17 protein-coding genes are annotated in these 18,562 nt (G+C 72.8%); 11 read left to right on the top strand and 6 right to left on the bottom strand.

All coding sequences use genetic code 11. The features are described from left to right. Positions 1–10 precede the first annotated feature (10 nt). From IGS69_RS03995 to IGS69_RS03970, 6 genes are all read left to right on the top strand, one after another. Entirely contained in the window at positions 11–322 is a 312-nt protein-coding gene (locus IGS69_RS03995; protein WP_190897034.1) for an urease subunit beta, read from the top strand. Beyond that, positions 315–2,036: an urease subunit alpha gene (locus tag IGS69_RS03990; protein ID WP_190897030.1), complete on the top strand. Its 1,722-nt coding sequence runs from the start codon at positions 315–317 to the stop codon at positions 2,034–2,036. Before IGS69_RS03995 ends, IGS69_RS03990 begins: the two co-directional genes overlap by 8 nt. Before the next feature lie 10 nt (positions 2,037–2,046). Next, entirely contained in the window at positions 2,047–2,721 is a 675-nt protein-coding gene (locus IGS69_RS03985; RefSeq protein ID WP_190897029.1) for an urease accessory protein UreF, read from the top strand. Positions 2,722–2,834: 113 nt separating this feature from the next. Then, entirely contained in the window at positions 2,835–3,512 is a 678-nt protein-coding gene (gene ureG / locus IGS69_RS03980; protein WP_190897028.1) for an urease accessory protein UreG, read from the top strand. Then, positions 3,509–4,276, top strand: coding sequence for an urease accessory protein UreD (locus IGS69_RS03975; RefSeq protein ID WP_190897027.1), 768 nt, complete (start codon positions 3,509–3,511; stop codon positions 4,274–4,276). Before ureG ends, IGS69_RS03975 begins: the two co-directional genes overlap by 4 nt. 136 nt (positions 4,277–4,412) lie before the next feature. Beyond that, the gene (locus IGS69_RS03970) at positions 4,413–6,014 is read left to right on the top strand and encodes an alpha/beta hydrolase (protein WP_190897024.1); all 1,602 of its coding nucleotides are present in this window, start codon (positions 4,413–4,415) and stop codon (positions 6,012–6,014) included. Between the two features lie 100 nt (positions 6,015–6,114). Here IGS69_RS03970 and IGS69_RS03965 read toward each other — a convergent pair whose 3' ends face one another. Next, positions 6,115–6,834 carry a lysophospholipid acyltransferase family protein gene (locus IGS69_RS03965; RefSeq protein ID WP_190897022.1) on the bottom strand — a complete coding sequence of 240 codons (720 nt, stop codon included), beginning with the start codon at positions 6,832–6,834 and terminating at the stop codon, positions 6,115–6,117. Between the two features lie 352 nt (positions 6,835–7,186). Between IGS69_RS03965 and IGS69_RS03960 the strand changes: the two genes are divergently transcribed. Beyond that, complete coding sequence (locus tag IGS69_RS03960) at positions 7,187–7,642, top strand: RpiB/LacA/LacB family sugar-phosphate isomerase (protein WP_190897021.1); 456 nt, start codon at positions 7,187–7,189, stop codon at positions 7,640–7,642. Here IGS69_RS03960 and IGS69_RS03955 read toward each other — a convergent pair whose 3' ends face one another. The 5 genes from IGS69_RS03955 to IGS69_RS03935 all read right to left on the bottom strand — a co-directional run bounded on the left by IGS69_RS03955 (position 7,643) and on the right by IGS69_RS03935 (position 14,383). After that, complete coding sequence (locus IGS69_RS03955; protein WP_190897018.1) at positions 7,643–8,881, bottom strand: PP2C family protein-serine/threonine phosphatase; 1,239 nt, start codon at positions 8,879–8,881, stop codon at positions 7,643–7,645. It abuts the gene before it with no gap. Between the two features lie 66 nt (positions 8,882–8,947). Then, a complete protein-coding gene (locus IGS69_RS03950) occupies positions 8,948–11,404 on the bottom strand; it encodes a SpoIIE family protein phosphatase (RefSeq protein ID WP_190897016.1) in 2,457 nt (818 codons plus the stop codon). Between the two features lie 265 nt (positions 11,405–11,669). Then, the gene (gene rocD / locus IGS69_RS03945) at positions 11,670–12,923 is read right to left on the bottom strand and encodes an ornithine--oxo-acid transaminase (protein ID WP_232543429.1); all 1,254 of its coding nucleotides are present in this window, start codon (positions 12,921–12,923) and stop codon (positions 11,670–11,672) included. Further along, positions 12,920–13,741: a dimethylargininase gene (gene ddaH / locus IGS69_RS03940; protein WP_190897015.1), complete on the bottom strand. Its 822-nt coding sequence runs from the start codon at positions 13,739–13,741 to the stop codon at positions 12,920–12,922. The genes rocD and ddaH overlap by 4 nt, the downstream gene beginning before the upstream one ends. 126 nt (positions 13,742–13,867) lie before the next feature. Beyond that, positions 13,868–14,383 (bottom strand): Lrp/AsnC family transcriptional regulator, encoded by a 516-nt coding sequence (locus IGS69_RS03935; RefSeq protein ID WP_190897014.1) that lies wholly within the window; start codon positions 14,381–14,383, stop codon positions 13,868–13,870. Positions 14,384–14,503: 120 nt separating this feature from the next. Here IGS69_RS03935 and IGS69_RS03930 point away from each other — a divergent pair, with 120 nt between their 5' ends. Genes IGS69_RS03930 through IGS69_RS03915 form a run of 4 tightly spaced genes read left to right on the top strand, consistent with a single transcriptional unit; the run spans position 14,504 to position 18,555 of the window. Beyond that, on the top strand, positions 14,504–15,253 hold the full coding sequence (locus tag IGS69_RS03930) for a LytR/AlgR family response regulator transcription factor (protein ID WP_190897012.1): 750 nt from the start codon (positions 14,504–14,506) through the stop codon (positions 15,251–15,253). A 2-nt stretch (positions 15,254–15,255) separates the two neighbouring features. Next, positions 15,256–15,618, top strand: a complete 363-nt coding sequence (locus IGS69_RS03925) for a hypothetical protein (protein WP_190904368.1) — start codon at positions 15,256–15,258, stop codon at positions 15,616–15,618. 10 nt (positions 15,619–15,628) lie between these two features. Continuing rightward, positions 15,629–17,344 carry a sodium/solute symporter gene (locus tag IGS69_RS03920; RefSeq protein WP_190897010.1) on the top strand — a complete coding sequence of 572 codons (1,716 nt, stop codon included), beginning with the start codon at positions 15,629–15,631 and terminating at the stop codon, positions 17,342–17,344. Continuing rightward, the gene (locus IGS69_RS03915; RefSeq protein WP_190897009.1) at positions 17,341–18,555 is read left to right on the top strand and encodes a sensor histidine kinase; all 1,215 of its coding nucleotides are present in this window, start codon (positions 17,341–17,343) and stop codon (positions 18,553–18,555) included. The genes IGS69_RS03920 and IGS69_RS03915 overlap by 4 nt, the downstream gene beginning before the upstream one ends. The last annotated feature ends 7 nt before the right edge of the window (positions 18,556–18,562 follow it).

Raw genomic sequence — 18,562 nt, 5'->3', positions numbered from 1 at the left:
GGGAGGCGCCGTGATTCCCGGAGAGATCCTCTTCGCCGACGGGCCGATTGTCTGCAACGAGGGCCGCGAGGTCGTCCGCCTCACCGTCCTCAACGCCGCCGACCGTCCCGTCCAGGTCGGCTCCCACTACCACTTCGCCGAGGCCAACCCCGGCCTGGAGTTCGACCGCGACGCGGCGCGCGGCAGGCGGCTCAACGTCGCCGCCGGCACGGCCGTGCGCTTCGAGCCCGGGATCCCCGTCGACGTCGAACTCGTGCCACTGGCCGGTGCCCGTGTGGTGCCCGGCCTGCGCGGGGAGACCGGAGGTGCCCTCGATGCCTGAGATCTCGCGTGCCGCGTACGCCGACCTGTTCGGCCCGACGACCGGCGACCGGATCCGCCTCGCCGACACCGACCTGCTGGTCGAGATCGAGGAGGACCGCTCCGGCGGCCCCGGTCTCGCCGGTGACGAGGCCGTCTTCGGCGGCGGCAAGGTCATCCGCGAGTCCATGGGCCAGGCGCGGGCCACTCGCGCCGAGGGCACGCCGGACACCGTGATCACCGGTGTGGTCATCATCGACCACTGGGGGATCGTCAAGGCCGACGTCGGCATCCGCGACGGCCGGATCACCGGCATCGGCAAGGCCGGCAACCCCGACACCATGGACGGCGTCCACCCCGACCTGGTCATCGGCCCGGAGACGGAGATCATCGCCGGCAACGGGCGCATCCTCACGGCGGGCGCGATCGACGCGCACGTCCACTTCATCTGCCCGCAGATCGCCGACGAGGCCCTCTCCTCGGGCATCACGACCCTCGTCGGCGGCGGCACCGGCCCCGCGGAGGGCTCCAAGGCCACCACCGTGACCCCCGGCCCCTGGCACCTCGCGAGGATGCTGGAGGCGATGGAGGCCTACCCGCTCAACATCGGGCTGCTCGGCAAGGGCAACACCGTCTCCCACGAGGCGATGCTGTCCCAGATCCGCGGCGGCGCCCTCGGACTGAAGCTGCACGAGGACTGGGGCTCCACCCCGGCCGTCATCGACGCCTCGCTGACCGTCGCCGAGCAGACCGGCATCCAGGTCGCGATCCACACGGACACGCTCAACGAGGCCGGCTTCGTCGGCGACACACTCGCCGCCATCGCCGGGCGGGGCATCCACGCGTACCACACCGAGGGTGCGGGCGGCGGGCACGCGCCGGACATCATGACCGTGGTGTCCGAGTCGTACGTGCTGCCCAGCTCCACCAACCCGACCCGGCCGTTCACCGTCAACACCGCCGAGGAACACCTCGACATGCTGATGGTCTGCCACCACCTCAACCCCGCGGTGCCGGAGGACCTGGCCTTCGCCGAGTCCCGGATCCGGCCGTCGACGATCGGCGCGGAGGACGTGCTGCACGACCTGGGCGCGATCTCGATCATCTCCTCCGACTCCCAGGCCATGGGGCGCGTGGGCGAGGTCGTCATGCGCACCTGGCAGACCGCGCACGTGATGAAGCGGCGGCGGGGCGCCCTGCCCGGGGACGGACGCGCCGACAACCACCGGGTACGCCGCTATGTCGCCAAGTACACGATCAACCCCGCGCTCGCCCAGGGCCTGGCCGGAGAGGTCGGGTCGGTGGAGAGCGGCAAGCTGGCCGACCTGGTGCTGTGGGAACCGGCGTTCTTCGGGGTCAAGCCGCAGCTCGTCATCAAGGGCGGGCAGATCGCCTACGCGCAGATGGGCGACGCGAACGCCTCGATCCCCACCCCGCAGCCGATCCTGCCGCGCCCGATGTACGGGGCGATCGGGCGGGCACCGGCCTCCAACTCCCTCAACTTCGTCGCGCCCCTGGCCGTCGAAGCGGGGCTGCCGGAGCGGCTGGGGCTCGGCAAGCGGTTCGCGGCGATCGCTTCGACCCGCGGTGTCACCAAGGCCGACATGCGCGAGAACGACGCCCGGCCCGAGGTGCGGGTCGACCCCGACAGCTTCGCCGTGCACATCGACGGAGAACTGGTCGAGGCGGCGCCCGCGGCCGAACTCCCCATGGCTCAGCGGTACTTCCTGTTCTGAGGGTGGTCTGATGTCGCGTGCAGCGCTACTCGTCCTGGCCGACGGGCGGTTTCCCGCCGGGGGGCATGCGCACTCCGGCGGTGCCGAGGCGGCGGTCAAGGCCGGCCGGATCAGCGGGGCGGCGAGCCTGGGGGAGTTCTGCCGGGGGCGGTTGCACACGGCGGGGCTGACGGCGGCGGGACTGTCCGCGGCGGCGGCGCTCGGGATCGACCCCGTCACGCTGGACCGGGCCGCGGACGCGCGTACGCCGTCGCCCGCACTGCGCGTCGCCGCGCGGAAGCTGGGACGTCAGCTGCTGCGGGCCGCCCGGGCGACCTGGCCGTCCGCCGAACTGGACGCCCTCGGCAGACAGTTCCCCAAGGGCGCGCATCAGCCGGTGGTGCTCGGGCTGGCGGCCCGGGCGGCAGGGCTGGGACCTACGGACGCGGCGTACTGCGCGGCGTACGAGAGCGTGAGCGGGCCCGCGTCGGCGACCGTGCGGTTGCTGAGCCTGGATCCGTTCGACGCGACGCGGGTGCTGGCCCGGCTGGCGCCGGAGGTGGACCGGGTCGCGGACCGGGCGGTGGAGGCGGCCCGGAAGATGGTCGACGAGGGGGTCGACGCCCTGCCCGCGGGGTCGGCACCTCTGCTGGAGATCGGGGCGGAGGTGCATGCGGCGTGGCCGGTGCGGCTGTTCGCGTCGTAGCCGGCCCCCGAACGCCCTGAAGACCGACCCCCTCAGGGGCGCGGGGCACTGCGCGATCAGCCCCCACTCACCCGCACTCCGACCCGAGCGCACACCACCCCAAGGAGCCGCACATGCACCTCGACCACACCCACGACGGCCCCGCCGCCGTGAGCGCGGACGCCCATCGCCCCGACGGCACCCGCAGAGCGCTCCGTATCGGACTCGGCGGCCCCGTCGGATCCGGGAAGACCGCGACCGTCGCCGCGCTCTGCCGGGCGCTCAGGGACGAACTGGCCCTCGCCGTCGTCACCAACGACATCTACACACGCGAGGACGCCGAGTTCCTGCTCCGCGAGGCCGTGCTGCCGCCCGAGCGGATCACCGCCGTGGAGACGGGCGCCTGCCCGCACACCGCGATCCGCGACGACATCTCCGCGAACCTGGAGGCGGTGGAGGACCTGGAGGACGCGGTCGGACCGCTGGACCTGGTGCTCGTCGAGTCCGGCGGGGACAACCTCACCGCGACCTTCTCCAAGGGGCTCGTCGACGCGCAGATCTTCGTGATCGACGTGGCCGGGGGCGACGACATCCCGCGCAAGGGCGGACCGGGCGTCACCACCGCCGACCTGCTCGTCGTCAACAAGACCGACCTCGCCCCCTACGTCGGCTCCGACCTCGCCCGGATGGCCGCCGACGCCAAGGCGCAGCGCGCCGAACTGCCGGTCGTCTTCCAGTCGTTGCGGAGCGAGGCCGGGGTGGCGGACGTCGCCGCGTGGGTGCGTGCGCAGCTCGCCGCGTGGGTCGCGTGAACGTGCGGAGCGGGGCCGGGGTGCGCTCCCTCGCACGGATCGTCGCCCGGGACGACGGGCGCGGCGGGACGTCGCTGCCCGTGCTGGAGAGCGACGGACCCCTGGCCCTGCGGCGCACCCGGGCCACCGGCTCCGAGGCCCGGGTCATGCTGGTCGGCGCGATGAGCGGGCCGCTCGGCGGAGACCACTTCACCGTGGAGGGACGGGTGGAGGAGGGAGCGCGGCTGTCCGTCGGATCGGCCGCCGCCACCATCGCGCTGCCCGGGCAGGCGAAGGGCGAGGCCCGCTACGACGTCCGGCTCGAGGTCGCCGGTCACGGCGAACTGCACTGGCTGCCCGAGCAGTTGATCTCCACCCAGGGCAGCGACCTGTACGTCACCACCCGCGTCGAGCTCGCACCCACCGCCCGGCTGGTGCTGCGCGAGGAGCAGGTGCTCGGACGCGTCGGCGAGGAACCCGGGCGGCTCACGAGCCGTCTGACCGTGCGGGTCGGCGGGCAGGCCGTGCTCGACCAGGAACTGGCCTGCGGGCCCGGCGCGCCGGGCGGCTGGGACGGGCCCGCCGTCCTGGCGGGGCAGCGGGCCGTCGGACAACTGGTCGTCGTCCGCCCGGAGTTCGCCGCCGATCCGGTGTCCGCGACGGTGCTGGGGGAGGGGGCCTCGGTCGTGCCGCTCGCCGGACCCGCGGCGCTGGTGACCGCGGTGGCGCCGGACGCCCTCAGACTGCGGCGACTGCTCGACCAGGCATGCGCGTCGCTCCCGTAGACACAGGCGTCCGTAGAGCAGCACGGCCTCTCCGTTTATCGGATTGGCAAAGAAGGGCGTCCGGCTCTGTTGTCAGGGACCCCACAACAGGAAGGATCCCCCGTACTGATCGCAACGAGGTACGGGGAGGTCCCCCTTGAGGGGTTCGAGACCGAAGAAGCGGGTGGCGGCGCTCGGTTCGGCCGGCGCGCTCGTCACGGCCACGCTGATAGCCGGTGCCGTCGCGGCGCCCACCGCGAACGCGAGCGCGGGCAGCGGTTCCGGCCAGGACCGCGAGGCGCGGGGCGCCGCGATCGCCGCCGCCCGGGCCGCGAAGGCCGGTATCGACTGGCAGGACTGCCCCGCCGACTGGAACCTGGCCAAGCCGATCCAGTGCGGGTACGTCACCGTGCCGCTCGACTACGCCAAGCCCTACGGCAAGCAGATCAAGCTCGCCGTCGACCGCATCGGCAACACGGGCACGAAGGCTGAGCGGCAGGGCGCGCTCATCTACAACCCCGGCGGCCCCGGCGGCTCCGGACTGCGCTTCCCGGCCCGGGTCACCGCCAAGAACCCCATCTGGGCCAACGCCGCCAAGGCCTATGACTTCGTGGGCTTCGACCCGCGCGGCGTCGGCAAGTCCGCGCCCATCTCCTGCGTCGACCCGCAGGAGTTCGTCAAGGCGCCCAAGGCCGACCCGGTGCCCGACTCCGAGGCGGACAAGCTCGCCCAGCGCAAGCTGGCCCGCGAGTACGCCGAGGGCTGCCAGGAGCGCAGCGGCGCGATGCTGCCGCACATGACCACGCCGAACACCGCGCGCGACCTCGACGTCATCCGCGCCGCCCTCGGCGAGAAGAAGCTCAACTTCCTCGGCGTCTCCTACGGCACCTACCTGGGCGCCGTCTACGGCACGCTCTTCCCGGGCCACGTGCGCCGCATGGTCGTCGACAGCGTCGTCAACCCCTCCCGCGACAAGATCTGGTACCAGGCCAACCTGGACCAGGACGTCGCGTTCGAGGGCCGCTGGAAGGACTGGCAGGACTGGGTCGCGCAGAACGACGCGACCTACCACCTCGGCACCACCCGCGCAGCCGTCCAGGCGAAGTGGCTGGAGCTGCGCGCGACCGCGAAGAAGAACCCCATCGGCGGGGTCGTCGGCCCGGCCGAGCTCATCTCCTTCTTCCAGAGCGCCCCGTACTACGACTCCGCCTGGGCGCCGACCGCCTCGGTCTTCAGCAACTACGTCGCCGGCGACACCCAGGCGCTCGTCGACGCCGCGGCCCCCGACCTGTCCGACACGGCGGGCAACGCGTCCTCGGAGAACGGCAACGCCGTCTACACGGCCGTGGAGTGCGCCGACGCCAAGTGGCCCACCAGCTGGCGCACCTGGGACCGGGACAACACCCGGCTCCACAAGGACCACCCCTTCATGACGTGGGCCAACGCCTGGATGAACCTGCCGTGCGCCACCTGGCCGGCCAAGCAGCAGACGCCGGTGAACGTCAAGACCGGCAAGGGCCTGCCCGGTGTGCTCATCGTCCAGTCCGAGCGTGACGCGGCCACCCCGTACGAGGGCGCCGTGGAGCTGCACAAGCGGTTCAAGGGCTCCCGTCTGATCACGGAGAAGGACGCCGGCTCCCACGGCGTCACCGGCCTGGTCAACCCGTGCATCAACTCCCGCGTGGACAGTTACCTGCTCACCGGCAAGCTGGACGGCGCCGACGTGACCTGCGCGCCGCACGCCACGCCGAAGCCGTAGGCGTAGCCGATTCCGCACGGTGCTGAGGGGCGGCCGGGACACCGGCCGCCCCTCACTCATATCGCGGGCGGCCGGAACGTGCCTCTGCCGGCAGCAGAGCTCAACCGAGGGGCATGCGCCGCCGCTTGCGCTCCTTGGCGGCGGCGGCCTCCTCGGCCTTCACCACGGCCGCGTACTGGTCGACGTACTCCTGCTCCGACAGGGAGAGGATGGCGTACATGATCTCGTCGGTGACGGCGCGCAGGATGGCCTTCTCGTTCTCCATGCCCTCGTAGCGGGAGAAGTCCAGGGGCTTGCCGAAGCGGATCACGACGGGGTGGATGTTGGGGATGACCTTGCCGGGCGGCTGGGCCTCGAAGGTGCCGATCATCGCGCAGGGGATCACCGGGACGCCGGCCTTGAGGGCCATGACCGCCACTCCGACCTTGCCCTTGTAGAGGCGGCCGTCGTGCGAGCGCGTGCCCTCGGGGTAGATGCCGAGCAACTCGTCCTTGCTCAGCACACCGAGGCCCTCGCGGATCGCCGCCTGGCCCGCGTCCTTGCCGGAGCGGTCGACCGGGATCTGCCCCGCGCTGCGGAAGAAGAACGCCGTCAGGCGGCCTTTGAGTCCCGGGCCCGTGAAGTACTCGGCCTTCGCGAGGAAGGTGATGCGCCGTTTGAGGATCGCGGGCATCAGGAAGTGGTCCGAGAACGACAGGTGGTTCCCGGCGACGATGGCGGCGCCCTCCGAGGGAACATGCTCCAGACCCTCTATTCGAGGCCGGAAGACCAGTCTCAGCAGCGGGCCCAGCAATACATATTTCAACAGGTAGTAGAACAAAGCGGGCGCTCCTCGACTCTCGCGGTGGACTCAACCGCCGCGTTCCAGCAGGTCAACCGGCATGTCGTGGGGTGCCAGTGTAGGTGCAGGCACGGCCACCGGGCACCTCGTGCGGGCGGACCGCACAGATCCTTCGCCAATTGACTGATGGTCAGTCAGGTGGAGGCGTCCGGTGGTGCTCATGCGGCTGGGGAGGACCGCGGGACCAGCGTGCTGCGCCGCCCGGGTGACGGGCAAGCCGAACGGGTGGCCTGGCGCGATCGCGGGGGTGCGTGGCGGGCCGGTGGCTCTTGCCGGCGGACGGCTGCTGTGGGCGGTGGTCCCGGCCGCCCCGGCGAGTAACCTGCCAGGCATGCGGATCTCTGTCTCCTCCGACATGGACGAACCGGTCGCCCGCTCCCTCGTGGCCGCGCTGCGCGAGCGGGGGCACGAGGTGCGCCCGCACGGCGCGCTGCGCCCCGACGACGACCCGCAGTGGGCGGTGTGTTCCGAGGCCGCGGCCCGCGAGGTCGCCGACGGCACGGCGGACCAGGCGGTGGTGTGCTGCTGGACCGGCACGGGCGCCTCGATCGCCGCGAACAAGGTGCCCGGCGTGCGGGCCGCCCTGTGCACGGACGCCTACACGGCCGACGGGGCGCGCCGCTGGAACGACGCCAACGTGCTCGCCCTCAGCCTGCGGCTGACCTCGGAGCCGCTGCTGACGGAGATCCTCGACGCGTGGTTCGCCGGCGAGCCCAGCGCGGACGCCGAGGACCGGCAGAACGTGGACCGCGTCCGGCTGCTCGACCACGGCAAGACCCGCCTTTAGTCACAGCCGCACGATGATCAGCGCGGTGTCGTCGGTCGCACCGCCGGGCGGCAGCAACTCCAGCAGAACGGTGTCGGCGAGGCTCTCGGGATCCTGGTCACGATGGTCGCGCAGGGAGTCGGCGAGCCGCTCCAGACCCTTGTCGATGTCCTCGCGACGCCGTTCGATCAGACCGTCGGTGTACAGCACGAGCGTGGCGCCCGGCGTGAACACGGTCTCGGCCTGGGGCCTCGGGATCGGGTCCGGGCGGGCGTCGAGCGGCGTGTCCGTGGCCTGGTCGAGATACTCCGTGCGGCCGTCGGCGTGGACGAGCACGGGCGGGGGATGTCCGGCGCTGCTGTACGTGATGACGTGGCGGTCGCAGTCGATGAAGGTCGTCACGGCGGTCGCCGACTCGGCCCCGTTGATCACATGCGCGTAGCGCCCCAGCACGTCCAGGGCCTGGGCGGGCCCCGCGGCCACCCGGGAGGCCGCGCTGAGCGCACTGCGCAGCTGGCCCATCACACCTGCCGCCTCCAGCCCGTGTCCGACCACGTCGCCCACGGCCACGCCGATCCGGTCGCCGCCCACCAGGTCGACCATGTCGTACCAGTCGCCGCACACATTGAGGGACCCCACGGCGGGCCGGTACCGGACGGCGGCCGGGTGATCGCGGACCTGCCGGGGCGCGGGCAGCATCGCCTCCTGCAGCGCCAGTGCCACCTCCCGCTCCCGGGAGTGCGCCTGGCGCAGCCGCTCGTTGAGCTCCTGCAGCTCACGGGCGCGGGTGTACAGCTCGGCCTCCAGCACCCGGGCCCGGCTGTTCCGGTTCCCCGGAGAACCGCCCCGGGCCCGGATCAGCTCCGTGACCTCCTCCACGCGGTGCAGGATCAGCACGACCTTGCCGTCGGGGCCGAGCAGCGGCGCGTTCACCGGGCTCCAGTAGCGCTTCGACCACTCGCCGGGCCGCTCCGGGTCCTCGACGTCGTAGCGCTGCAGGGCCATGGTGTCGCGCTCCCCAGTGGCCAGGACGCGGTACAGCGAGGCCTCCAGGTTGCGCATGCCGGTCGCGGCCGGGTCGTTCGGGTTGTCCGGGAAGACGTCGAACAGGTACTTGCCGATGAGCTGCTCGCGCGAGCGGCCGGAGACGCGGACGAACTCCTCGTTGACGTCCGCGTAGACGAGTTCGGGTGTCAGGAGCGCCACCATGCCGGGCAGGGCCTTGAACACCGCACCGTAGTCGATCGCCGTCTCCGCCATGGCCGCCGCCTCACCGCTGCCGGAATCACACCAGTTTCGCACGGTATGAGCCAACCTCGACCGGCTTCATTCCGGTGGGTCCGGCAGGGCCTGCTCGGCCCAGATGATCTTCCCCTCGGGCACGAACCGGGTGCCCCACCGCTGCGTGAGCTGAGAGACCAGCAGCAGCCCGCGCCCGCCCTCGTCCGTCGTACGGGGATGGCGCAGATGGGGTGCGGTGGCGCCGCCGTCGAGGACCTCGCAGACCAGGGCACGCTCCCGGATCAGCCGGAGCCGGATGGACCCGGTGGCGTACCGGATGGCGTTGGTGACCAGCTCGCTCACCACCAGCTCCGTGGTGAAGGCGAGCTCCTCCAGGCCCCAGTGCGCCAGCTGCCGGGTGGCGATGCGGCGGGCATCGGCGACCACGGCCGGGTCCGAGGGCAACTCCCAGGCCGCGACCTGCTCGGTGCCGAGACGTTTCGTCCGCGCCATCAGCAGGGCCACGTCGTCGTGCGGGCGGGCCGGCACCAGCGCGTCGACCACGGACCGGCAGTACGACTCCAGCGGACCCGCCTGCTCCAGCGCGCGGCGCAACCGCTCCCGGCCCGCGTCCACGGCCCAGGTCTCGCCCCGGGCCAGCAGGCCGTCGGTGTGCAGCGCGAGCGTGCTGCCCTCCGCGAGGGGCAGCTCGACCGCCTCGAACGGCGGGCCGCCCACGCCGAGCGGCGGCCCCTGCGGCAGGTCGACGAACACCACCGAGCGGTCGGGCATCACCACGGCCGGGGCCGGATGCCCCGCCGCGGCCATCGAGCACCCGCCGTCGACCGGGTCGTAGACGACGTACAGGCACCCGGAGCCCACGCCCTGCGTCCCCGCGGAACCCACCGCCCCGGGCTCCGCACCCTCCTCCCGCGCCGACCGCGCCACCAGGTCGTCGAGGTGCGCGAGCACCTCCTCGGGCGGCAGTTCCAGCGCCGCCAGGGTCCGTACGGCGGTCCGCAGCTGCCCCATGGCCGCGGCGGCGTCGATGCCGTGCCCGGGCACCTCGCCCACGACCAGCGCGACGCGCGCCCCGGACAGCGGGATGAGGTCGTACCAGTCGCCGCCGAGACCGGTCAGCTCGTCGGCCGGCCGGTAGCACGCGGCCACCTCGACGGCGTCCTGCTCGGGGAGCCGGTGAGGGAGCAGACTGCGCTGCAGGACGAGTGCGGCGTCCCGCTCGCGGGTGTAGCGGCGGGCGTTGTCCACACAGACGGCCGCGCGGGCGACGAGATCCTCCGCGAGCCGCAGGTCCTCCTCGCCGAAGAACTCCCGGTCGTGGCGCCGGTAGAACGTCGTGATGCCCAGGGTGGTACCGCGCGAACGGATCGGCACGGTCATCACGCTGTGCAGTCCCAGCTCCCGGAACGTGGCCCGGCGGCCGCTCGGGGTGTCCGTGGTCCAGTCCCGGGTCAGCGGGTCCAGCTGCTCCGCGCGCCAGGACCGTCCCGTGGCCAGACAGCGGAAGGGCGGCGTCCCGGCCCGGAAGGCCACCACCTCGCCGACCTCGATGACGGCCTCCGCGAGGTCCTGCACGGACCGGTACCCGGCGCGGCGCAGCTCCACCGGCTCCTCCGAGTCCGCCAGCGGGCCGGGGGCCGGCTCGGCGCCCCGCAGCACCGACTCCAGCAGGTCCACGGTGACGAAGTCGGCCAGCCCCGGCACGGCCACGTCCGCGAGTTCCTGCGCGGTGCGCGTGAGGTCCAGGCTGCGGCCGATGCTCTCGCCGGCCCGGTCGAGCAGCGCCAGCCGCTGCCGCGCACGGTGCCGGTCGGTCATGTCCACCACCGTGTAGTAGACGCCGATCGGATGGCCCCGGTCGTCCTCGAGCCGGGTGAACGACAGCATGTGCGCCGTCTCGCGCAGTGGCGCCGAGCGCACGTGGCCCACGTGCTCGTAGCCGACCACCGCCTCGCCGGTCTCCAGCACGTGCCGCATCTGGGCCTCCACCGCCTGGGCGTCCATGCCCGGCTGGACGTCCGCGAAGCGCAGCCCGAGCCGTCGCGGCGCCGGACCGCCGCCGAACTGCTCCAGAGCGGCGTTCGACCACACGAAGCGCAGGTCCGTGTCCACGATGGCGATACCGACCGGGGCGCACGCCGCCATCTGCTCCAGGACCCTACGGCTCATGTCCCAGCCGGGGGCGTCCGCCAGCTCCGACAGCAGCATCAGCCAGCGCGAGCCGCCGTTCGGCTCCTCGGCCGAGGTGATCCGCGCCGCGACCTTCACGGGGTGCCCGTCCCGGCGGCGGGCCGTCAGCAGTCCCGTCCAGCCGCCGTCCCTGCGGCAGCGCTCGACCAGGTCCGGCACGCGCTCGGCGTCCTCGGCGGCCAGCAGCTCGGCCAGCTTCCTGCCGACCGCCTCCGACGCCGGGTACGCCAGCAGACGCCGGGCACCGCTGGTCCAGCCCGTCACCACGCCCTGTGGATCGAGCAACAGGGGCGCCGCGTCGGCCACGTCGAACCGCTGCCGGGCAACGCCGTACACCTCGTCTGCGCCCACGGCCGACCTCTCTGTCGCTGAGAGTGGTCTACCACCTCTTGCCCCAATCTTCACCCTTCTGGCACCGAGGGGCGGCTTGTGGAGGGCCGGTCGGGGCGCGGGGAAGCGGTTGAGGCACCGTTCGGTTTCCGAGGCAGAAGTCGGCGGGGGAGACGCGGCGGGTCCGCAGGACCTCCCTGGTCCGGGCCCCGGAGCGGCACGTGGGGCAGGGGCGGCCGGCCCGTGCCGGGCGCTCCGCCCCTGCCCCCCGTGACCCGGGTGCCCCTTACCCCAGTGCCTTCTCCAGCGCCGCGAGTGCCCCCGTCAGCTCCTCGGCCGTGATGGTGAGCGGCGGGGCCAGGCGGATCGTGGAGCCGTGGGTGTCCTTCGCCAGGACGCCCTCCCGCATGAGGCGTTCGCTGATCTCGCGGCCGGTGCCGAGCGCGGGGTCGATGTCGACGCCCGCCCACAGGCCGCGCGAGCGGAACCCGACGACGCCCTTGCCGACCAGCCCCGTCAGACCGTCGCGCAGGATGCCGCCCAGCTCGGCCGCCCGGCGCTGGAACTCGCCCGTCTCCAGCAGCTCCACCACCGCCGTACCGACCGCCGCCGCCAGCGGATTGCCGCCGAACGTGGAGCCGTGCTCCCCGGGATGCAGCACCCCGAGCACCTCCCGGCGCCCGACCACCGCCGACACCGGCACGATGCCGCCGCCCAGCGCCTTGCCCAGCAGCAGCACGTCCGGCACCACCGGCTCGTGCTCGACCGCCAGCGTGCGGCCCGTGCGGCCGAGCCCGGACTGGATCTCGTCCGCGATGAACAGACAGCCCTTGCGGCGGGTCAGCTCCCGCACACCGGCGAGGTAGCCGTCGTCGGGAATGATCACCCCCGCCTCGCCCTGGACCGGCTCGATCAGCACCGCCGCCGTCGTCTCGTCGACCGCCGCCTCCATCGCGGCCAGGTCGTTGTACGGCACCACCCGGAAACCCGGCGTGAAGGGCCCGAAGCCCGCACGGGCCGTCTCGTCCGTGGAGAAGCTGACGATCGTCGTCGTACGCCCGTGGAAGTTGTCCGCCGCCACCACGATCGTCGCCCGGTCGGCCGGCACGCCCTTGACGTCGTAGGCCCACTTCCGGGCCACCTTCACGCCGCTCTCCACCGCCTCCGCGCCGGTGTTCATGGGCAGCACCATGTCCATGCCGGTCAGCGCGGCCAGCCGCTCCGCGAACTCGGCGAGCCGGTCGTTGTGAAAGGCGCGCGAGGTGAGGGTCAGCCGGTCGAGCTGACGATGGGCCGCCTCGATCAGCGCCGGGTGCCGGTGGCCGAAGTTGAGGGCCGAGTACCCGGCGAGCATGTCGAGGTAGCGCCGCCCCTCCACGTCCTCCACCCAGGTGCCCTCGGCGCGGGCGACGACCACCGGCAGCGGGTGGTAGTTGTGCGCGAGGACCGGCTCCTCCGCGCGGATCAGCTCCTGCGAGCCACGGGTCTCCCGCGGGCCACGGTCCCCCTGCGAGTCCTCGGTGCGGACGGGTGCGGTCATGAGCGGATCTCCCGGATCTCCTGGGTGCAGCACTTGATGCCGCCCCCGGCCTTCTGGAATTCGGACAGGTCGACGGGGACGGGGACATAGCCGCGGCCGGCCAGCTGCTCGGCGAGGCCCGTCGCCCCCGGTGAGATGAACACGTGGCGCCCGTCGGAGACGGAGTTGAGCCCGAACGCCATCGCGTCCTCGCGGGTGGCGAGCACCGCGTCCGGGTACAGCCGGGCCAGCACCTCACGGCTGCCCGGCGAGAACGCCTCGGGGTAGTAGGCGATGTTGTCTTCGTCGAGGACGAACAGAGCCGTGTCCAGGTGGTAGAAGTACGGATCCACCAGCGTCAGGCTGATCACCGGCGTCCCGAAGTGCTCCTGCACCTCGCTGTGGGCCTCCCGGGTCGTACGGAAGCCCGTCCCCGCCAGGATCCAGCGGCCGGCCGGGACCAGGTCGCCCTCGCCCTCGCACACCGACTCGGGGTGGTACACCTCGTAGCCCGCCGCCTTGAACCACGCCTCGAACGGCACGGACTCGGGGCGGCGCTCGGGCGCGTGGAAGAGCGAGCCGAAGACGCGGCCGTCGACGACGACCGCCGCGTTCGCGGCGAAAACCATGTCCGGCAGGCCGGGAACGGGTTTCACACTGTCCACGGTATGGCCGTGGGCACGGTAGGTGTCGACCAGCGCCTGCCACTGGTCCAGGGCGCGGAGCACGTCGACGGGTTCGTCGGGGTGCATCCACGGGTTGATCGCGTACTGCACGGCGAAGTGTCTGGGTTCGCAGACGAGGTAGCGCCGCCGGCGCGGCACACGGGAGTCGGGCACAGAGGGGTCCCTCCGCTTCCTTACGGTGTGTGACTGGGGGTTGACACAACGGTAGGAACTGAGGGTGGTGCCCGACAAGAAACAAAGGTTGCGCGTTCACGCAGGAACGCTGCGTCTTGTCGCCGCTCAGCGCACGTCTGCTGCGCCCCCTGCGACCCCCTCGGGGGCCGGCTGACTCGCCCCCGCCTCCGGACTCTCCGGCAGCAGATGGGACAGCACCATCACGCTGATCGTCTTCCGGATGAACGGCTCCTGCCGGATCCGCTCCAGCACCTCCTCGAAGTGCTCCACGTCCCGCGCCCGCACGTGCAGCAGCGCGTCCGCGCCGCCCGTCACGGTCATCGCCGCGGCGATCTCCGGGTAGTCGCGCACGACCTCCGCCAGCCGCCGCGGCGGCGCCGCGCCCTCGCAGTACACCTCGACGTAGGCCTCCGTGCGCCAGCCCAGCGCCGACGGCTTCACCGTCGCCGAGAACCCGGTGATCACACCCGTCTCGCGCAACCGGTCGACCCGCCGCTTGACCGCCGTGGCCGACAGCCCGATCGCCGTGCCGATCTCCGCGAACGACGTCCTGGCGTTCGCCATCAACGCCGTGATGATCTTCCGGTCGAGCTCGTCGAACGCCGTGGACCTGCTGCTCATGCGGGCACTGTATCCACCGGCACCCCCGCCCGCGCCCGCCCGGCGCGGGCACCGTACCCAGCGGATACGTCCACCCCCGGCACATGCCCGGACGTACGGATCACCCCTACACTCCGGGTCATGCTGCGCGCCCTGGCTGTCGACGACGAACGCCCCTCCCTGGAGGAACTGCTCTACCTCCTGCACGCCGACCCCCGCATCGGCAGCGCCGAGGGCGCCGGCGACGCGACCGAGGCGCTGCGCCGCATGAACCGCGCCCTGGAGTCCGGCCCCGGCGGGCCCGAAGCCATCGACGTCGTCTTCCTCGACATCCAGATGCCCGGCCTCGACGGCCTCGACCTCGCCCGGCTGCTCACCGGCTTCGCCCGGCCGCCGCTCGTCGTGTTCGTCACCGCCCATGAGGACTTCGCCGTGCAGGCCTTCGACCTCAAGGCCGTCGACTACGTCCTCAAACCGGTCCGCAAGGAGCGGCTCGCCGAAGCCGTCCGCAGGGCCGCCGAGCTGCGCGGCGCCGCCCCGCGCATCCCCGTGCACGAACCCGACCCGGACCACATACCCGTCGAACTCGGCGGCGTGACCCGCTTCGTCGCCGTCGAGGACATCACCCACGTCGAGGCCCAGGGCGACTACGCCCGCCTGCACACCGTCAAGGGCAGCCACCTGGTCCGCATCCCGCTGTCCACCCTGGAGGAGCGCTGGCGCACCCGCGGCTTCCTCCGCATCCACCGCCGCCACCTCGTCGCCCTGCGCCACATCGGCGAACTCCGCCTCGACGCGGGCACCGTCAGCGTCCTCGTCGGCTCCGAAGAACTCCAGGTCAGCCGGCGCCACACCCGCGAACTGCGCGACCTGCTCATGAGGAGGCCGTGACCGTGCCCCCGGACCACACCGAACGCCGCGTCGTCGTCACCGGCCCGCCCCGCCGGACCGGCCGGACCTCGTCCTCCTACTACCGCCCGCGCACCGAGATCGACGAGCAGACCACCCTCGGCCACACCTACGTCCGCTCCCTGATGCGCACCCAACTGCGCGCCGCCCTCACGGTGTTCGCCGTCCTCGGTCTGCTCGTCGGACCGCTGCCGCTGCTGTTCGCGGCGATGCCCGACGCCCGCAGCCTGGAATGGACCGTCCTCGGCTTCGGCCTCTACGCCCCCCTCGTCCTGCTCGCCCGCTGGTACGTCCGCCGCGCCGAGCGCAACGAACGCGACTTCATACGCCTCGTGGAAGACCGCTGAAGCCCCACCGATGAACTCCAGCTACGCCATCCCGGCCGTCGCCCTCGTCGTCGTCGCCACCGTCCTCGTCGGCGCCTTCGGCCTGCGCATCTCCCGCACCACCTCCGACTTCTACGTCGCCTCCCGCACCGTCGGCCCCCGCCTCAACGCCGCCGCCATCAGCGGCGAGTACCTCTCCGCGGCCTCCTTCCTGGGCATCGCGGGACTCGTCCTGGTCCAGGGCCCCGACATGCTCTGGTACCCGGTCGGCTACACCGCCGGCTACCTGGTCCTGCTGCTCTTCGTCGCCGCCCCGCTGCGCCGCTCCGGCGCCTACACGCTCCCCGACTTCGCCGAGGCCCGCCTCGCCTCCCAGGCCGTGCGGCGGCTGGCCGGTGCCTTCGTCGTCGGGGTCGGCTGGCTGTACCTGTTGCCCCAGCTCCAGGGCGCCGGATTGACCCTGACCGTGCTGACCGGGGCGCCCGACTGGCTCGGCGGAGTGATCGTCGCCGTCGTCGTCACGGCCATCGTCGCCGCCGGCGGCATGCGCAGCATCACCTTCGTGCAGGCCTTCCAGTACTGGCTGAAGCTCACCGCCCTGCTCGTCCCCGCCCTGTTCCTGGTTCTCACCTGGCAGAGCGACGGAGCACCCCGGCACGCCTTCGACGAACCGGCCACCTTCCGCGAGCAGCGCGTCGTCCGTGTCGACGACAGCATCGACCTCACCCTCGAACGGCCCCTGAGCGTCGCGGTGACCGGCACCGTCGACGGCCGGACGCACACCGGCACCCGCCTCGAACTCCCCGCCGGCACCCACCGCATCGAACGCGGCACCCGCCTCACCTTCCCCGCCGGCGCCCCCGTCCCCCGGGCCGAGCGCAGCGGCGGCGGCGACCTCTCCCCGTCGCAGGCCGAGAGCCGCGAGGAACGCCCGCTGTACGCCACGTACGGGCTGATCCTCGCCACGTTCCTCGGCACCATGGGCCTGCCGCACGTCGTGGTCCGCTTCTACACCAGCCCGCACGGCGTGGCCGCCCGCCGCACCACTGTCGCGGTCCTCGGCCTGATCGGCGCCTTCTACCTCCTGCCACCCCTCTACGGCGCACTCGGCCGCCTCTACGCCCCCGAACTCACTCTCACCGGCGATCCGGACGCCGCCGTCCTCCTGCTGCCCGACCGCATGATCGGGGGAGTGGGCGGCGACCTGCTGGGCGCACTGGTCGCGGGCGGCGCCTTCGCCGCGTTCCTCTCCACCGCCTCGGGCCTGACCATGGCGGTCGCGGGCGTCCTGACCCAGGACGTCCTGCCCTCCCGGGGCGTACGGCACTTCCGGCTCGGGACGGTCCTCGCCATGGCCGTGCCCCTCGCGGCGAGCGTCCTCGTCGGCGGGCTGCCGGTCGCCGACGCCGTCGGGCTCGCCTTCGCCGTCTCGGCGTCCTCGTTCTGCCCCCTGCTCGTCCTCGGCATCTGGTGGCGGCGGCTGACCCCGCCCGGCGCCGCCGCCGGGATGCTGGTCGGCGGCGGCTCCGCCCTGCTCGCCGTCGCCGCCACCATGGCCGGCTACCCGGGCGAGGGCGCCGCCCTGCACGCCCTGCTCGCCTGGCCCGCGCTGTGGTCGGTGCCCCTGGGCTTCCTCACCATGATCCTGGTGTCCCTCGCCACCCCCGGCCGGGTCCCGCCCGGCACCGCGGCGGTCCTGGCCCGGTTCCACCTGCCCGAGGAACTGCGCACGGAGGTGAGCGCATGAGCGGGTTCCTGGCCGGCCTGTGCGTCGCCGTGCTCCCGGTGCTCGCCCTCGGAGTCTGGCTCGGCCGCCGCACCGCCCGGGCCAAGAGCCTCGCCGGACTCGGCACCCCCGTCGAGCACGCCACCTTCGAGACCCTGCACACGGCCTCCCTCGCCGCGCCCCCGCTGCGATCCGGCCTGACCGAGGAGACCGCCCGCAAGTCCGCCCGCAAACTGCGCTCCCTGCTCGGCACGGACGCCCTCTGTCTCACCGACCTGAGACAGGTCCTGGTCTGGGACGGAGACGGCGCCCACCACCGCAGCGAGATCATGGAACGCCTCGCGGACTCCCTGGAGACCGGCCGGGGCGAGGCCTTCCGGCTCACCTGCGACAGCCTCGACTGCTCGGTGCGCTGGGCGGTCGTCGCCCCGCTCACCGTCGACGACCGTGTCCACGGCGCCCTCGTCGCCTGCGCGCCCCGCGAGTCGGCGGTGCTCGTCCGCGCCGCCGGCGAGGTCGCCCGCTGGGTCTCGGTCCAGCTGGAACTGGCCGACCTCGACCAGTCCCGCACCCGCCTCATCGAGGCCGAGATCAAGGCGCTGCGGGCCCAGATCTCCCCGCACTTCATCTTCAACTCGCTCGCGGTGATCGCCTCGTTCGTCCGCACCGACCCCGAGCGCGCCCGCGAGCTGCTCCTGGAATTCGCCGACTTCACCCGCTACTCGTTCCGCCGGCACGGCGACTTCACCACCCTCGCCGAGGAGCTGCACGCCATCGACCACTACCTGGCACTCGTGCGGGCACGCTTCGGCGACCGCCTGTCCGTGACCCTCCAGATAGCGCCGGAGGTGCTGCCGGTGACCCTGCCGTTCCTGTGCCTGCAGCCGCTCGTCGAGAACGCCGTCAAGCACGGTCTGGAGGGCAAGGCCGTGCCCTCCGGCAGGTGCCACATCCAGATCACCGCCCAGGACGCGGGCGCCGAGGCCCTCGTCGTCATCGAGGACGACGGCGCCGGCATGGACCCCGGCCTGCTCCGCCGCATCCTCGCCCGCGAGGTCAGCCCCTCGGGCGGCATCGGCCTCTCCAACGTCGACGACCGGCTCCGCCAGGTCTACGGCGACGACCACGGGCTGGTCATCGAGACCGCCACGGGAGCCGGTATGAAGATCACCGTCCGGCTCCCGAAGTACCAGCCGGGCGTACACTCGGCGGGGCGGCTGACCGGGGAGTGAGCCGCCC

Source organism: Streptomyces tuirus (assembly GCF_014701095.1).
Taxonomy (GTDB): domain Bacteria; phylum Actinomycetota; class Actinomycetes; order Streptomycetales; family Streptomycetaceae; genus Streptomyces; species Streptomyces tuirus.
This window is presented reverse-complemented; position numbering and strand designations above follow the sequence as displayed.

Bases quoted from the DNA above. Each gene is read 5' to 3' on its own strand.
- IGS69_RS03990 (WP_190897030.1), top strand. From the start codon at position 315: ATGCCTGAGATCTCGCGTGCCGCGTACGCCGACCTGTTCGGCCCGACG.
- IGS69_RS03985 (WP_190897029.1), top strand. From the start codon at position 2,047: ATGTCGCGTGCAGCGCTACTCGTCCTGGCCGACGGGCGGTTTCCCGCC.
- ureG (WP_190897028.1), top strand. From the start codon at position 2,835: ATGCACCTCGACCACACCCACGACGGCCCCGCCGCCGTGAGCGCGGAC.
- IGS69_RS03960 (WP_190897021.1), top strand. From the start codon at position 7,187: ATGCGGATCTCTGTCTCCTCCGACATGGACGAACCGGTCGCCCGCTCC.
- IGS69_RS03955 (WP_190897018.1), bottom strand. From the start codon at position 8,881: ATGGCGGAGACGGCGATCGACTACGGTGCGGTGTTCAAGGCCCTGCCC.
- rocD (WP_232543429.1), bottom strand. From the start codon at position 12,923: ATGACCGCACCCGTCCGCACCGAGGACTCGCAGGGGGACCGTGGCCCG.
- IGS69_RS03935 (WP_190897014.1), bottom strand. From the start codon at position 14,383: ATGAGCAGCAGGTCCACGGCGTTCGACGAGCTCGACCGGAAGATCATC.
- IGS69_RS03930 (WP_190897012.1), top strand. From the start codon at position 14,504: ATGCTGCGCGCCCTGGCTGTCGACGACGAACGCCCCTCCCTGGAGGAA.
- IGS69_RS03920 (WP_190897010.1), top strand. From the start codon at position 15,629: ATGAACTCCAGCTACGCCATCCCGGCCGTCGCCCTCGTCGTCGTCGCC.
- IGS69_RS03915 (WP_190897009.1), top strand. From the start codon at position 17,341: ATGAGCGGGTTCCTGGCCGGCCTGTGCGTCGCCGTGCTCCCGGTGCTC.